Below are 15,794 nucleotides of genomic sequence, written 5' to 3'. Positions count from 1 at the left end.
GATTTGAATAAAATTGAACACTTTTGGGAGCGGCTGAAGAAGGAGGTGGGAAAACTCAAGAACCAGTGTGAATCCCTTTATGATGCCATCATAGAAGCTTTTAAGATACTGTCCTAACGCTCCCTTTCTTTGCTATACCATAGAGTATTTAATCCGAAGGCACTTGGTAATCGACTCCTTGAGCTTCCTGGATAGTACGGATCTGACTCCAATCGATTTGATAGTCGATGGGGATAAATTTTTCTTCTCCTGTGGCACTAAATTCGCGCTCTAAACCCGTTCCTGACCAGTTAAAGGTTAAAAAAGCATTTTGGATACCTTTAACCAGTTCTGGGTCTAAATTATGGGCATAGCCATAAGCGGCATTAGGGAAAGTTTGGGATTGGTAAAGGGAGCGGAATTGGCTACAGTCGGCTTCCTGACGATTGCACATCAGTTGCAGGACATCATTGGCAATGGCGGCTGCTTCATAGGTTTGGTTTTGTACTCCGACGATAGATTTTTCTTGAGATCCAGAAAATACAGCTTTGTAGTCTCGATCGCCTTTGAGGTTATAACCGGCTTCTAGGAGGGCACGGGGTAAAATGTATCCTGAATAGGAATTAGCATCCGTGAAGGCTAACTGGCGGTCTGATAGGTTTTCGAGGCTATCAAGAGGGCTGGAGAAATGGGTGATGATTTCCATTTCATAGCCAAATGTGCCATCAGAAGCGGCCATCATGGCAAAAGGGGTAAAGCCGGCTTGATTGACGGCAATGGGGACAGTGCTAGTGCTAAACCCGGCAATATGGAGTTGACCGTCTTTTAAGGCTTGAATTTGATCGGCTTTTGACTCTAGAGCGAGGAATTGGACGGGTTTGCCGGTAATTTCCGATAGATGGGCCATAAATTCAGTCCAAACAGATTCGTATTGGTCTGGGTTGGGAATCGGTAAATAGGCAAAGATGAGGGTGTCTGGATTAATCCATTCATCAGGGTTGTCTGGAGGATCGGCAACTAGATCTTGATTGCGATCGCAATATTGCCCATCCATCTGCTTGGGGCGATCGCATTCTTCTTGAGTGGTTTGTGCCGTCTCTTCTGGAGTCCCTTGAGAGGAGCCGCATCCTGCCAAATTGAGCAGAAGTGCGCCACCGATGAGCAGTAGGGAAACTGGGTTAATTCCTATTCTTTGAGTTGAGTTCATGGTTAAAACATCCTGGAAAAATCAGCCATTATACTTAATCTCTTGTTGATGAATATTGCGCTCTGTAAAGAGTCCTAAATTTGTGTAAACAATACTGGAACTCTGAAAAAACTATGCTATTGTAAACAATATAGACACCAAAGCAAGAAATTAAAGCATTAAATTTGGGTTCTAGAATTGGTGTCTGTCCTCTAGAGTCCAGTCACAGTTGAACATAGCCCTTCACCCTAGTGGCAAACCCCCTGCACAGTCAGCGGTTAAGCCAAACCTGAAGTCCGGAAAGACAGGGTTATGGGAAAGCCTAAAAGGTATGGCTGTGAAGAATGAAAACCTTAGTAAGTTAGTTGTACTTGTCCATTTTCTTAACTCGTAAAACCCTGAAGATTAGAGTTTCTCAAGAATACTTAGTTTAGGTCTAGCCGCCTCCGGTTAGACCTTCGCCCATTTTAAAGAATGAATGACGGTTAGAGTAAAACTCCAGCAATACAAGCGGTCATACAACAGGCAAGAAATCCGCCAATCATAGCTCGTAAACCCAACTGAGCGAGATCGGATTGTCGAGAGGGAGCGATCGCCCCAATGCCTCCCAACTGAATGCCGATTGCCCCCAGATTAGAAAAGCCGCAGAGAGCATAAGTGGCGATCGCCGCAGTGCGATCGGAAATTTGTTGATTCGCAATCAACTCACTCAAATCTACATAAGCGATAAACTCAGTCAGGATTGTCTTCTTTCCCAGTAGCTCCCCCACCACTAAACAATCTGCCCAAGGAACCCCCATCAACCAAGCCACAGGCGCAAAGATTACGCCAAAAATTCCCTCTAAGGATAACGTCGGTAAACCAACCAATCCGCCCATCCAACCTAATACAGCATTGATAAACGCCAGTACCCCCAAAAATGCAATCAGCATTGCCGCAATATTCAGGGCTAGCTTCATTCCCTCAGAAGCACCTGTAGAAAGAGCATCAATGGCATTGATAGAGGTTTTCTCCACCTGGATAGATACCGTTCCCATTGTGGGGGAACTTTCGGTTTCTGGATACATCAGCTTCGAGATCGCCAACGCTGCCGGAGCAGACATCACCGATGCGGTAATCAGATGCTCTGGAGCAATACCAAAAGAAATATAGGCGACTAAAACTCCTCCAGCTACCGTCGAAAATCCACTGGTCATAATCGCATGAAGTTCAGACCGGGTAGTTGTCGAGACATAGGGTTTAATTAGCAAAGGTGCTTCTGTCGAACCGACAAAAATATTCGCGGCTGCCGTCAGCGTTTCCGATCCCGAAGTTTTCAGGGTATATTGCATGAATCGAGCGATCGCCTGTACCATGCGCGGTAAAATTCCATAGTAGTAAAGCACACTAATAAACGCCGAAAAGAAAATTACCGTTGGCAACACCCGAAAGGCGAAAATATACACCTCATTGTTCACCAACTGGGACGAAAACACAAACTCAGACCCCACATCCGAAAACTCTAAAAACGTCTGGATGCGATCGCCTAAAAAGCGGAATAGAGCCAAGCCGAATGGAACCTTGAGGATCAGCACCGCTAAAACAAACTGTAAACCCAGCCCCATTGCTACCACTCGCCAGCGCACTGCTGGACGGTTAACCGAGATGCCATAGGCAAAGGCGACAAAAACACCGAGTCCCAATAGGGAAATAACACGTTCCATTATTGAAGAGCCTACTTGCTTTATAGTGAATTTTCAATTGACTTCAATCTAAATGATATATAATGAAATGCTTGGCTTAAATCTCTAAACATATTTCTAACCCCTAAAAACGTTCCTATGAAACTGCCTATCATCGCCATTATCGGCCGTCCCAATGTCGGTAAATCCACTCTGGTTAATCGGTTAGCCAAAAGACAAGAATCGATTGTGTTTGATGAACCCGGAATTACCCGCGATCGCACTTATCGTTACTGCTATTGGCGCGATCGCGATTTTCAAGTCGTCGATACTGGGGGGCTACTCTTCCATGACGATACTGAATTTTTGCCCCTAATTCGCGAACAAGCCTTACTCGCTTTAGCTGAATCTAGCGCTGCCATTTTCCTCGTCGATGGTCAAACTGGACCCACCCCTGGAGATATGGAAATTGCCCAATGGTTGCATCAACAATCGATCCCCATCATTTTAGCGGTGAATAAATGCGAATCTCCAGATCGGGGACTGATTCAAGCCGCCCAATTTTGGGAATTAGGACTAGGCGAACCCTATGCTATTTCCGCCATTCACGGCAATGGAACGGGGGATCTTCTGGATGCTTTACTGCCTCACTTACCCGTGATGGAAAACTGGGAAGAATCTACAGAAACCAAAATCGCCATTGTTGGTCGTCCGAATGTGGGTAAATCGAGTTTACTCAATGCCTTTTTAGGGGAAAAACGGGCTATTGTTAGCCCCATTTCCGGTACCACCCGAGATGCTATTGATACCATGGTCGAACATGGGGGCAAAACCTACCGGTTAATTGATACTGCGGGCATTCGCAAGAAGAAAAATGTGGAATACGGGGCCGAATTTTTCGGGATCAATCGTGCTTTTAAAGCCATTCGCCGCTCTGATGTGGTATTACTGGTCATTGATGCGATCGATGGAGTCACCGAACAAGACCAAAAATTGGCTAACCGCATTACTGAAGATGGCCGCGCTTGTGTGATTGTGGTGAACAAATGGGATCAGGTGGAAAAAGACAGCTATACCATTTTGCACTACGAACAACAGGTTCGCGATCGCCTCTACTTTATTGACTGGTCAGAAATGATTTTCGTCAGCGCTCTGACGGGACAACGGGTTCCCAAAATTCTTAAGTTAGTCGATAATGCCGTCAGCGAACATAAACGCCGTGTTTCCACTTCTGTGGTCAATGAAGTTCTGCAAGAGGCCATCAGTTGGCACACTCCCCCCACCAACCGGCAAGGGAAACAGGGCAAAATTTACTATGGCACGCAAGTCAGTAGCCAACCGCCAAGCTTTAGTATTTTTGTCAACGATCCCAAACGGTTGGGAGAAAACTACCGTCGCTATATAGAAGGGCAAATTCGCAAACAACTGGGATTTACCGGTACCCCCATTCGCCTCTTTTGGCGAGGCAAAAAAGCCCGTGAGTTGGAAGCAACAGGGGCCAATCGAGCGATCCGAGTTTAAGATCAATTAAAAATCAAAAAGTTGGCGATCGCGCTGGTCTAGAAATTGTTCAACGGATATATCGGCTACATGAAGCCGCAGACTAACTGCACCTCATAGGAGTTTAGAGAGGTCGTAGAAATGTGCATTTTACAGATCCAGCACATCTTCTGATTTGATAGCACAATCGGTCGTCAATTCGCAAGTGTCCCAAGCTGGGGCATGATTAATCTCATTTCTCTATGGAGCTGCGCTATTCTAGATGAGGTATTTTATCAACAGTACCCCAGCTATAGGACAAGTGTTAGGCGGTCACTACGAAATTGAGCAAGAATTGGGTCAAGGAGGGTTTGGCAAGACGTTTCTGGCTAGAGACCATCATCTTCCTGGTCATCCTCTGTGTGTGGTGAAGCAACTCAAAGCCCAATGGCATGGCTCCCATGCTCTGAAGGTCGCCAAGCGCTTGTTCAAAACGGAAGCTCAAACCTTACAAAGCTTGGGAGAACATCCCCAAATTCCCCGGTTGTTGGCATTTTTTGAACAAGAGGAGGAGTTTTATCTCGTCCAAGAATATATCCAGGGTCATGAGCTAACGCAGGAGATTCAAGAGGGTAAAGCGTGGAGTGAGCTTCAGGCGATCTCCCTGTTAAGAGATATTTTGGTGTCTTTAGATTTTGTCCATCAACAGGGGGTGATTCACCGGGACTTAAAACCGAGTAATATTATCCGGAGATCGCTCGATAACCAACTGGTTCTGATTGATTTTGGTGCAGTCAAGCAAACTCTTTCAGAATTAACCCCTTCAATGGGTAAAACGTCCCAGACTCTCTTATCGGTAATTGTTGGATCTCCCAATTACATGCCCAGCGAACAGGCGATTGGTCGCCCGAAATTCAGCAGTGATATTTATGCGGTGGGAATTATTGTCATTCAAGCCCTAACGGGAACATTACCTAGAGACCTCCCGAAAGATCCGGAGACTGAAGAGATTCTTTGGCAACCATTGGCATCCGTGAGTTCAGAGTTAGAGGCTGTATTAGGGAAAATGGTACGCTATCATTTCGGCGATCGCTACTCCTGCGCCGCAGAAGCCCTAGAAGCGGTCAATGCCCTCTCTATTTCCCCGACTTCCCCTCCTCCTCCGATTCCCAAAGCGGAACCCGTTTCCCCTGACTCTCCCACCGTTGTGTCTTTTTCTGCTTCCATTGACCCAGAATCATCACAACCGGTGACCTTTCAACCGATCAATCAACGCGATCGATGGGGAGGATTATGGATTTGTGAATTAGGCGTGCAAGGCAAATCAATCAAACTCTATCAAGGAGATATTACGAATCTCACGGCTGATGTGATTGTCAGCTCAGACGATACTTACTTAACCATGGGGGTAGGCGTTTCTAAACAAATTCGTTCCATTGGCGGAATTGAAGTGTATAAAGAAGCCCAAAAATTACAACCTTTAAGATTAGGCGCGATCGCAGCGACAACCGCAGGTTACCTATGGGCAAAGAAGATTTATCATGCAGCAGTCATGAATTTCGCTTCTGATTTTTCCATTCTTTCCCAAAATATCTATAAATCAACGATTCAACAAGCAGTGCAAACTTGCTTAGAGACAGCCAATCAAGAGGGTTTTCAAAGTATTGCATTTCCTCTGCTCGGTACTCGAGTGGAGCGATTCCCTGCACTGGAAGAACTACAGATTATTTTGGCACAAATTATTCAGCAGTTCTCTGAGGGTCCCAATAGTATTAATGAAGTGACGATTGCGATGTATGACAAAGTTGCACCGATGAAAGCAATTAAAACCGTTGTAGAAAATATGGTTCAGTATCATCTGAGCGACCTACGGCTCTCTCTAGAAAGGTTCAAGTCAAATGACAGATAGGGAATGGAATAATAAATAGGGACTGTTTTTCGGAAAAGACCAATACCCTATGGCTAGAGTGCCTATTGCCTCTTTAGTGTTCTGCGCTATTCTAGATGGGGTATTTTATCAACAACACCCCAGGTTATGGGACAAGTGTTAGCAGGTCACTACCAAATTGAGCAAGAACTCGGTCAAGGGGGGTTTGGCAAAACATTTCTCGCCAGAGATCATCACCTTCCGGGTCATCCTCTGTGTGTGGTTAAGCAACTCAAACCCCAATTGGATGACCCGGATGCTCTAAAAGTCGCCAAGCGGTTGTTCACCACTGAAGCTCAAATCTTACAACGGTTGGGAGAACATCCCCAAATTCCCCGTTTGTTGGCCTTTTTTGAACAAGAGGAGGAATTTTACTTAGTTCAAGAGTATATTCAGGGTCATGAACTTGCCTCCGAGATCGGAGAGGGACAACCCTGGCAGGAAGATCGGGCGATCGCCTTGTTAAGAGATATTTTGACTCCCTTGGATTTTGTTCATCAACAGGGAGTGATTCACCGAGACTTAAAACCAAGTAATATTATCCGGCGATCGCTTGATAACCAACTGGTTCTGATTGATTTTGGTGCAGTTAAGCAAACTCTTTCCCAGGTTCACCCTTCCCCTGAAAAAACGTCCCAAACTCCTGTATCGGTGATTATTGGCTCTCCCAATTATATGCCCAGCGAACAGGCGATCGGTCGTCCGAAATTCAGTAGTGATATTTATGCCGTGGGAGTCATTGCGATTCAAGCCTTAACCGGAAAATCTTTGCCTGAACTCCCGAAAGACCCGGAGACTGAAGAGATATTATGGAAACAGTTCGCCTCCGTGAGGGAGGAGTTGGAGGAAGTTTTAGGGAAAATGGTCTGCTATCATTTCGGCGATCGCTATTCCTACGGAGCAGAAGCCCTAGAAGCCATAAACTCCCTCCCATCTCCCTTGATTTCTAAACCTCCTCCAATTGCTGAACCGAATCCTCTCAGAAACTTGCAACATGAAGAAACCCATCCTATTTTTCCTCCTGCCATTGCCCCAGATAATCCCACACTCATTACCGAACTAGATTTATCCCCTGCTCCAGTTTCTAATGTTCCAAAACCCTCAACATTTAACATTGAAGTCGTTAAAAATTCTGACTTAACTGTACCTGAGTTTGAATTATCGCCACCCAAGACTAACCCTGATGATCCCACAGAAATTTCTCAGCACGAGGAGGATGTAGAACAATTCTCTCATGATAAACAGCCAACATACTCAACATTTAACTTTGAAGTCGTTACTGTTAATCATCGTGGAGAACCCCTTAAGCGCCAAAATTACCAAGCCCAATCTTTTCAAGAAGACTTAGGGGATGGAGTTTGTTTAGAAATGGTCTCTATACCCGGAGGCACCTTTCTTATGGGTTCTCCTGGGGATGAAGACAACCAAGAATCTGATGAAAGTCCCCAACATGTAGTCACAGTTGCTCCCTTTTATTTAGGGAAATTTCAGATTACCCAGGCCCAATGGCATAGAGTCGCCTCTTTTCCACAAATCAACCTTCGCTTAGAATCTAAGCCATCTCATTTCCAAGGAGATGATTTACCTGTTGAACAAATTTCCTGGGATGAAGTACAAGAATTTTGTTTAAGACTCTCTTCCCACACTCGACGAAATTATTGCTTACCCTCAGAAGCTCAGTGGGAATATGCCTGTCGCGCTGGAACTACAACTCCATTTAACGTGGGTGAAACGCTAACCATTGACTTAGGCAATTATAAACTGCCTAATCCCTCAGAAAGAGAGCTAAAAACTAGGGCAGTCGGAAGTTTTAACCCTAATCAATTTGGGTTGTATGATATGCATGGTAATGTCTGGGAATGGTGCAATGACCACTGGCACAACACATACAATCTTGCACCCAATAACGGAGAATCTTGGTTATCTGGCGATCAACCGGAATTAAAGGTCATACGTGGGGGTTCTTGGAGTAATCAGTTGCTCAATTGCCGTTCGGCTCATCGTAATATGCTGTGGGCGAACTATCGAGGCAATACGTTTGGCTTTCGAGTAGCGATATAGCCTTGATATAATCCAGGCTTGGAATGTTTAATTTTTGACATAAGGGGAGTCTTCAAACTGGGGTTTAGCAAGTTGAGCTACAATCCCAGCTTTAGGAGTCACGCCTTTAGAAGTAGCAAACGCTTGAGGATTTCTCATTTAGCAGACGGTAATCCGTATGGAAGCTGATTGAGGGCATTGATTACTATGAATATAGAAATTCAAGTCAGTGGAGAGAATAATGTACGATCCAGATAAGCGCAAGTTACTTTCTGCTCTGTGTCAAGGCTCTATTTTCTTTAGTTTATTGTGGGTTTCGGTGGGAGTACCGATCGCTATTTCTGTTATCTCCGACGATCCGGTTGTCAAGGAGAATGCCAAAGAGTCCCTCAATTTCCACTTTAATGTCTGGTTATACGAAATCATTTTTGGCATACTCACCATTGTATTAATTGGTTGGCCTTTGTTGGGACTATTGCAAATTATGACTGTGATCTTACCGGTTTTGGCGATCGCCCATTGCCTAAGCCAACCCGAAACATCCTATCGCTATCCCTTTATCTTTCGCCTGCTCTAAATTAACTCAAATAGGCCATCACCCAACCCACGATTAAGCCTAAAACAGAGGTGATGGCTAAAATAAAAAAGGCTTGCCACTCCGTAAACCCTAACGTTTGTAAATCTAGGCGAGCCAATGCTCCCGAACATAGCAGGACAAAACCCCGATAAAATACATGAATTCGGGATAAAATTAACACGGAGAAAAAGCCCAGGGTAACTACTCCTAACAATAATCCTAAATCACTTTGAAACCCCTTCACCATCCCCTCTTTGAGTTGCCGTAAAGGAGCAGTGAGCAAAGCAGTAAAACTCAGCGCTAATAGGGTTGCCAGAATCCAAAGACGAACCTCCATCGAGAATGACGGAGGTTCATCTAACCAATTCAGAGGGGGCAGGGCTGCTGCAAAACTGGTATAAGAAATTAATAATATGGCCAGGGAGGGCCAGGGTAGCTTTTGAACCATTTTCAACCTAAGCCTCCCTGATTATACTGTGACTATCGAACTGCTGGTTTAGGATTGTTCGCTGGCTCCAACCCGGTCTTCGCGCTTATCACGCAGGGAAGATGCATTCCGATTCCGTTTAGCCAGCTTTGGCTTAGGAGTGCTGTATTTAACATCATCTTCCGTGGCATCATAATCGGTGTGTGCCCAAGCAGGACGAGTGGTATCGTAGGCCATTTGCAGAGCAGCAGCGGCGATCGCATGGGGTTCATAGCCCTCTTCACTCAACCTGGCCACTAAAGGCAAGAATGAAGCCATTCTCTCCCCAGTTACCGCATCACTGACTTGATCTTGCAGACGGTCAATATGACGAGCCTCAATCTGAGCGCGAGTTGGAATCCGATTCACCGTTAACCGTTGACGAATATACCGTTCAATCTGAGTCAGTTTACGGCGCTCAAAGGATTGTACCAAGCAAATCGCCGTACCATCCTTACCTGCACGTCCGGTTCGCCCAATCCGGTGGACATAATTTTCCAGGTTATCCGGTAAATCGTAGTTAATCACATGGGACAAGTCGTCCACATGCAAGCCTCGCGCTGCAATATCAGTCGCCACTACCCAACGCACCTGGCGATGGCGGAAGCGAGTCATTAAGCGCTCCCGTTGGGATTGGCTCAAATCCCCATGATACTCATCCACACTATAGCCAGCCGATTGCAGTTGACTGGTCAACTCAGCCGCTTGGCGACGAGTGCGCACAAAAATAATTGCTGAATCCGGGCTTTCCATTTCCAGAATCGGTTGCAGTGCCCGTTGTTTTGTCCATCCGCGCGGAATCATATAAGCAATTTGCTCAATATGAACCGGAGCAGCTTTGGGTTGTTCTACGGTTACCGTAATCGGCGATTTTAGGAACCGTTGCACTAAACTACGAATAGAGGGGGGCATGGTAGCGGAGAAACAGGCCGTTTGTCTCTCTGTGGGCACTTGGGAGAGGATTTTCTCCACATCTTGAATAAAGCCCATATTCAACATTTCATCGGCTTCATCCAAAACCACCCAAGAGAGGTCTTGGAGGGTTAACTCCTTGCGCTCAAGCAGATCGATCACCCGTCCTGGGGTTCCCACTACAATATGCACTCCACTTCTGAGCCGTTGGATCTGGCGCTCAATGGACTGCCCACCATAAATAGCGGTCACCCGAATCCGTTTATCTCCGGTTAGATCGCGAATGGCTTTGCGGACTTGTTCAGCTAATTCCCGCGTTGGGGTCAGAATTAAAGCTTGGGGGTTGCGCTGTTCAAGATTGAGCCGCTCTAAAATCGGCAGAGCAAAGGTCGCGGTTTTACCCGTTCCCGTTTGCGCTTGGCCAACCACATCTTGATTCTGAAGCAAATGGGGAATGGCTTTGGTTTGAATTTCTGTGGGTTCAACAAACCCAATGCTTTCTAGGTATTGGGCACGATTTTCAGAAATTCCGAGGTCTTGAAATGAAACAGTCATTAATACTCCTTAATATGAGTGGAAATTTTAAGTCCGATGTCAGCGTAATTTACACAGCAATGGGACAGTTCTCGATCGCAGTTGAGGTCTGGCTCTAAACTCGATCGCCATACAGGTCATAAGCATCCGCATCTGTAATCTTGACGGAAATCAGTTTTCCTAGGGGTTCCGAATTTCCTTGGGGTCTGACGTACACAACACCATCGACTTCTGGAGCAAATCGGGCACAACGACCGATTAAATCTTGCGTGTCTGGGAAGCTTCCTTCAACCAGCACCTCGACGGTTTTACCGATTTCAGCCTGATTTCGGCTCAGGGAAATGGGTTGTTGTCGCTCCATCAGGTGATTGCGGCGCTCTTCTTTGACCGGTTCCGGAACCGGGTTGTCAAAGCCAGAAGCGGGGGCTTCTTCTTCGGGAGAAAAGGCAAATACGCCTACATGATCGAATTGATGACGATCTACAAAGTCACACAAGTGATCGAAGTGGGTTTGGGTTTCACCCGGAAAACCAACAATAAAGGTGGTTCGGAAGACTCCATTAGGGATCGCTTGTTTCAGGTTTTCGATAATTTGGTCGTTGACCTGACCTTGCCAAGGGCGATTCATAGCCCGAAGAATATCTGGATGGGAGTGTTGCAGAGGTAAATCGAGATAAGGCAGAATATTGGGGGTTTCTTGGATAGCGGCAATTACTTCTGGGCTAAAGCCAGTCGGATAGGTATAGTGCATCCGAATCCAAGGAACATTGACCTGTCCAAGTGCCCTCAGCAGTTGAGCCAGTTGGGGTTTCCCGTAAAGGTCGGCTCCATAGTTGGTGGTAATTTGGGAAATCAAGATCAGTTCTTGAACCCCTTCATCTGCTAATTTTTGGGCTTCAGCAACGATGGATTCGATGGGGCGCGATCGCTGCTTTCCACGCAGGTGGGGAATGATGCAAAACGCGCATTTATAATCACATCCTTCGGCAATTCTCAGATAGGCTACCCCCTCGGTGGTTGTCCGATAGCGAGGGGTTTGGTCATCGGCGATGTAGGTTGGATTGGAGGAAACCGCGATCGGGCGATCGCCTCCTTGCACCTGTTCCATCACCTCCACAATTTTCTGATAGTCCCCTGTTCCGACGACGGCTACCGCTTCCGGTAGGGCATCGAGGAGATCTTCTTGATAGTGTTGGGCCATACAGCCCGTAATCACAATTTTTTTATCAGCCTCTGCTAGTTCGACGAGGGTTTGAACCGATTCTTGTCGAGACTCTTGGATAAAACTACAGGTGTTAACAATGACATAATCGGCTAACTCTTCGTTTGAATCAACGCCGTAGCCTGCTTGAACGAGCAAACCGAGCATATGTTCGGTGTCAATTCGGTTTTTTTCACAGCCCAAGTGGGCGATCGCAATCGTTGGCTTATTGCCCATGGAGTTTTTCAATCAGTGGATCGCTTCGGTTTAGACTAAGCTGACAAAGCTAAAAACGCTTTGCTGTTGTCTCTAACCCGTTGGAAATGCACCGCTTCTGTGCCGCTCGATCCACTCAATGAGTTGTCCTCGGCCCTTGACGGCGACTTTAAGGATTATCCTAGCGCAAATTTGAAGTTTTGCAACATTCCTACACATTTTTAGATAATTTGGGCGACCCCTCATACTTGATCCCATCGCCTCGTGCTGCCCACCAACCGATAGAATTAATTAGGATAGAACGACTGCTATTCAGATTGTCTCTAGCCCAATTTAGCCAATCGGCAGTCAACTCCATCCTGTCCTTCCCCACCCCTGGGTCTACCTCTAACCCCTTCTGTTAAGCTTAACGCCAACACCTTTCATGTTGACTACTGAAGAATTTAGTGAACGATTTCCCCTATTCAATACCGCCAACCCGGAGACCCTCGATCGCCTATTGTCTATTGCCCAAGAGCATGAATATCCTGCCCAACGAGCGGTGTTAATGGAAGATGCTTGGGGAAATGCGGTGTTTTTTATTGTATCGGGTTGGGTCAAAGTCCGCCGTCTGTCCGATAAAAATGATATGACGATCGCCGTTCTCGGCCCGGGTAACTTTTTTGGAGAAATGGCGATTTTAGATGAATCTCCCCGCTCCACCGATGTCATTGCCCTTTGTCCGGTTACCTTGATGAGCGTATCAGCCCAGCGATTTATTCAAGCTCTGTTTAATGATTCCCAGCTCCATCATCGCATGTTGCAGTTGATGGTTCGCCGTCTGCGGCAAAATAATGTTCGCTTCCAACTGCGAAACCAACCGCCTGCCGTTAAACTGGCCAATACTCTCATTCGGTTAGCCGAAGAGTATGGACTCGACACTCAACGAGGAGTAGTCATTTTTAATGTTGCCTTTCAAGATTTAGCGGATGTCTCGGATATCGGCTTACAAGAAACTCAGAAAATCATGGAAAAGTTGCAAGAAAAAAAATGGATTGCGATCCATACTGAAGAAAACCGATTGTGTTTAATTAACAAAAAGCAACTCAAACATTTAGCCGGAATGGGTTAACTCAATTTCCTGATGTCTATTTTTATCTGTTCTTAACGACTATGACTCAAACCTCTATCCCTCAACCGACCCGCTCTGATGAGCATCAAGTGGCGATCGCCTATCAAGTGGCTATGCCCCAGCCGAGCAACCACCTCTATGAAGTTACCCTCAGTATTTCCGGTTGGCAAGCCGATCGCCTTGACCTCCTATTTCCGGTTTGGAGTCCCGGTTCATACTTGGTTCGAGAATATGCTAAGAATTTACAAGAATTTCAAGTTCATGACTTAGAACAAATTTCTTTAGTTTATCACAAAAAGAGTAAAAACTATTGGCAAATTAAGACGGAAAACACTTCAGATATTTTCGTCTTTTATCGCATCTATGCCAATGAACTCACCGTTCGCACCAGCCATTTAGATAGCTCCCATGCCTATTTTAATGGCACTTGCCTGTTTTTCCAGGTGCTTGGCATGGAACAACAACCCATTCAGGTAAAAATCCTCGTTCCGGATACGACTTGGAAGATTAGCACTGCCCTCCCGAAAGTTGGACGAGAGAGTGCTATTTTTCAAGCCAACAACTTCGATCACCTCCTCGATAGCCCCTTTGAAATTGGAACCCATGCCATCTATTATTTCCAAACCCTAAACAAAACCCATGAATTAGCCGTTTGGGGCCAAGGCAATCTTCCCGCAGAAAGTGCCATTAATGATATTGAAAAAATTATTGAAGTTGAATCCGAACTCTTTGGCGGACTCCCCTACGATCGCTATCTTTTTATCCTCCACCTAGCTCGCAGTCGAGGCGGACTCGAACACAAAGATTCTTGCTCTTTGATTTTTGACCGCTTTAGTTTTCGCGAACGGGAAAAATACGCCTCATTCATGCAACTGATCGCCCATGAATTTTTTCACCTTTGGAATGTCAAACGTTTGCGCCCCAGTGGACTAGAAACCTATGACTATACCCAAGAGAATTATACCTCATCTTTGTGGTTTTGTGAAGGAGCAACCTCCTATTATGATCTGGTAATTCCCTTGCGAGCATGCATTTATGACGCTCGACATTTTTTGAACGAACTGAGCAAGGAAATCACCCGCTATCAAAATACCCCAGGTCGTTGGATTCAACCCCTAAATGAATCCAGTTTTGACGCTTGGATTAAGCTCTATCGCTCCGATGCCAATAGCCGTAATAATCAAATGTCGTATTACCTCAAAGGCGAGTTGGTGTCCTTAATTCTCGATTTAATGATTCGCGCTCATCATCAAAACCGGCGATCGCTCGATGATGTGATGGTACAAATGTGGGAAAATTTCGGCAAAACGGAAACCGGTTATACCCCACAGCAACTGCACTCCACCATTGAATCCGTTGCCCATATGTCCTTAGAAGACTTCTTCTATAAAGCCCTCGATACCACCGAAGATCTAGCGTTTAACACCTATCTCAAACCCTTTGGTTTACAACTCAAAGCTGAAATTAAATCACCGGATATTCCCCACCTCGGAATCACTGTTAGAGCAGAACAGGGACGGAATCGGGTTAAATATGTCGAAAGCCATTCTCCTGCCTATAATATCGGCATTGATGCAGGAGATGAACTGTTAGCCTTAGACGGGTTGCGCGTCAGTGCAGATGACTTGAGCGATCGCTTAAAAGATTATAATCCTGGAGATTTGATTACTCTAACTCTCTTCCATGGAGATCAACTCAAAACCATAACCATTACCTTAGCTGAACCTAAGCCTACGTCTTATTATCTGACTCCTTTACCCAATCCTTTATCCCTGCAACTGAAAAACTTTGAAGGGTGGCTAGGAGTGCCTTTGAAAACTGTCTTTAGCAACGGGGGATAAGTGAATCAAGTTTGGGTTGGAACAGCTAAATCTTTCTTTTGAGGGAATTCCCATGAAATGCTTTAAAAAGCGGCGCTATAGCATGAAAAATGGTTTTCCCATTACCGATTACTCTACGAAGCACTGTATTAGAGCTGTATTAGAATAGAAACAAGCCTAAAACAAAAAGGAGCAAAAAAATGGCAGTTGTGCGATGGACTGATGAAATGCTCGACGAACTCTCTTCGAGTGTGAGCGAAATGCGCGAAAGTATGCGCGAAAGTATCAGTGAGCTACGGGAAAGCATTAGCGAGGTCAAAGATAGTGTAGAAGGCTTGAGAATCACCTCACAGGCACTCTTACAAGTTGCGGCTCAACATCAACGCCATATGGAACAGATGGAAGAACGTCAAGCTGAAATGGAACAGCGTCAAGCTGAAATGGAAAAACAGCAAGCGGAAATGAAACAACGTCAAACGGAAAATGACGAGCGGTTTAATATTCTCCTTGAAGAAGTCCGTTACTTGATTCGACGCAATGACAGTTACAGCGCGAAGCGCTGCTATGAGGTACATTGTTGATCATAGATTCGAGTTGTCATTGCGACCGCAGGGAAGCAATCGCCAAGATTTGGGGATTTTGCGATTGCTTCATTCCACTTCGTTCCATTCGCAATGACTTATCT

The 15,794-nt window shown here is 45.7% G+C and carries 12 protein-coding genes; 7 read left to right on the top strand and 5 right to left on the bottom strand.

From position 1 onward, the window contains the following. Positions 1 to 148: 148 nt before the first annotated feature. Positions 149 to 1,186: a phosphate/phosphite/phosphonate ABC transporter substrate-binding protein gene (phnD, locus tag J7545_RS03950; RefSeq protein WP_318700187.1), complete on the bottom strand. Its 1,038-nt coding sequence runs from the start codon at positions 1,184 to 1,186 to the stop codon at positions 149 to 151. A gap of 464 nt (positions 1,187 to 1,650) precedes the next feature. After that, positions 1,651 to 2,868: a NupC/NupG family nucleoside CNT transporter gene (locus tag J7545_RS03945; RefSeq protein ID WP_318700186.1), complete on the bottom strand. Its 1,218-nt coding sequence runs from the start codon at positions 2,866 to 2,868 to the stop codon at positions 1,651 to 1,653. A 117-nt stretch (positions 2,869 to 2,985) separates the two neighbouring features. Between J7545_RS03945 and der the strand changes: the two genes are divergently transcribed. The 4 genes from der to J7545_RS03925 all read left to right on the top strand — a co-directional run bounded on the left by der (position 2,986) and on the right by J7545_RS03925 (position 8,849). Beyond that, complete coding sequence (gene der / locus J7545_RS03940) at positions 2,986 to 4,347, top strand: ribosome biogenesis GTPase Der (protein WP_318700185.1); 1,362 nt, start codon at positions 2,986 to 2,988, stop codon at positions 4,345 to 4,347. Positions 4,348 to 4,588: 241 nt separating this feature from the next. After that, positions 4,589 to 6,214, top strand: a complete 1,626-nt coding sequence (locus J7545_RS03935) for a serine/threonine-protein kinase (protein ID WP_318700184.1) — start codon at positions 4,589 to 4,591, stop codon at positions 6,212 to 6,214. A 126-nt stretch (positions 6,215 to 6,340) separates the two neighbouring features. Further along, the gene (locus tag J7545_RS03930; protein ID WP_318700183.1) at positions 6,341 to 8,293 is read left to right on the top strand and encodes a bifunctional serine/threonine-protein kinase/formylglycine-generating enzyme family protein; all 1,953 of its coding nucleotides are present in this window, start codon (positions 6,341 to 6,343) and stop codon (positions 8,291 to 8,293) included. A 220-nt stretch (positions 8,294 to 8,513) separates the two neighbouring features. Then, the gene (locus J7545_RS03925; RefSeq protein WP_318700182.1) at positions 8,514 to 8,849 is read left to right on the top strand and encodes a DUF4870 domain-containing protein; all 336 of its coding nucleotides are present in this window, start codon (positions 8,514 to 8,516) and stop codon (positions 8,847 to 8,849) included. A 1-nt stretch (position 8,850) separates the two neighbouring features. On the opposite strand, the gene J7545_RS03920 is transcribed toward J7545_RS03925, so the two are convergent. From J7545_RS03920 to rimO, 3 genes are all read right to left on the bottom strand, one after another. Next, positions 8,851 to 9,297, bottom strand: coding sequence for a hypothetical protein (locus tag J7545_RS03920; RefSeq protein ID WP_318700181.1), 447 nt, complete (start codon positions 9,295 to 9,297; stop codon positions 8,851 to 8,853). Between the two features lie 48 nt (positions 9,298 to 9,345). Next, complete coding sequence (locus J7545_RS03915; RefSeq protein WP_318700180.1) at positions 9,346 to 10,782, bottom strand: DEAD/DEAH box helicase; 1,437 nt, start codon at positions 10,780 to 10,782, stop codon at positions 9,346 to 9,348. Positions 10,783 to 10,876: 94 nt separating this feature from the next. Further along, positions 10,877 to 12,199: a 30S ribosomal protein S12 methylthiotransferase RimO gene (rimO, locus tag J7545_RS03910; RefSeq protein ID WP_318700179.1), complete on the bottom strand. Its 1,323-nt coding sequence runs from the start codon at positions 12,197 to 12,199 to the stop codon at positions 10,877 to 10,879. A gap of 406 nt (positions 12,200 to 12,605) precedes the next feature. Between rimO and J7545_RS03905 the strand changes: the two genes are divergently transcribed. From J7545_RS03905 to J7545_RS03895, 3 genes are all read left to right on the top strand, one after another. Beyond that, complete coding sequence (locus tag J7545_RS03905; protein WP_271939844.1) at positions 12,606 to 13,289, top strand: Crp/Fnr family transcriptional regulator; 684 nt, start codon at positions 12,606 to 12,608, stop codon at positions 13,287 to 13,289. Between the two features lie 41 nt (positions 13,290 to 13,330). Next, positions 13,331 to 15,130 carry a M61 family metallopeptidase gene (locus tag J7545_RS03900; RefSeq protein ID WP_318719162.1) on the top strand — a complete coding sequence of 600 codons (1,800 nt, stop codon included), beginning with the start codon at positions 13,331 to 13,333 and terminating at the stop codon, positions 15,128 to 15,130. 179 nt (positions 15,131 to 15,309) lie between these two features. Then, positions 15,310 to 15,690 (top strand): hypothetical protein, encoded by a 381-nt coding sequence (locus tag J7545_RS03895; protein ID WP_318700177.1) that lies wholly within the window; start codon positions 15,310 to 15,312, stop codon positions 15,688 to 15,690. Positions 15,691 to 15,794 lie beyond the last annotated feature (104 nt).

Source organism: Roseofilum sp. SBFL (genome assembly GCF_017746885.1).
In the GTDB taxonomy this organism is placed as follows: domain Bacteria; phylum Cyanobacteriota; class Cyanobacteriia; order Cyanobacteriales; family Desertifilaceae; genus Roseofilum.
This window is presented reverse-complemented; position numbering and strand designations above follow the sequence as displayed.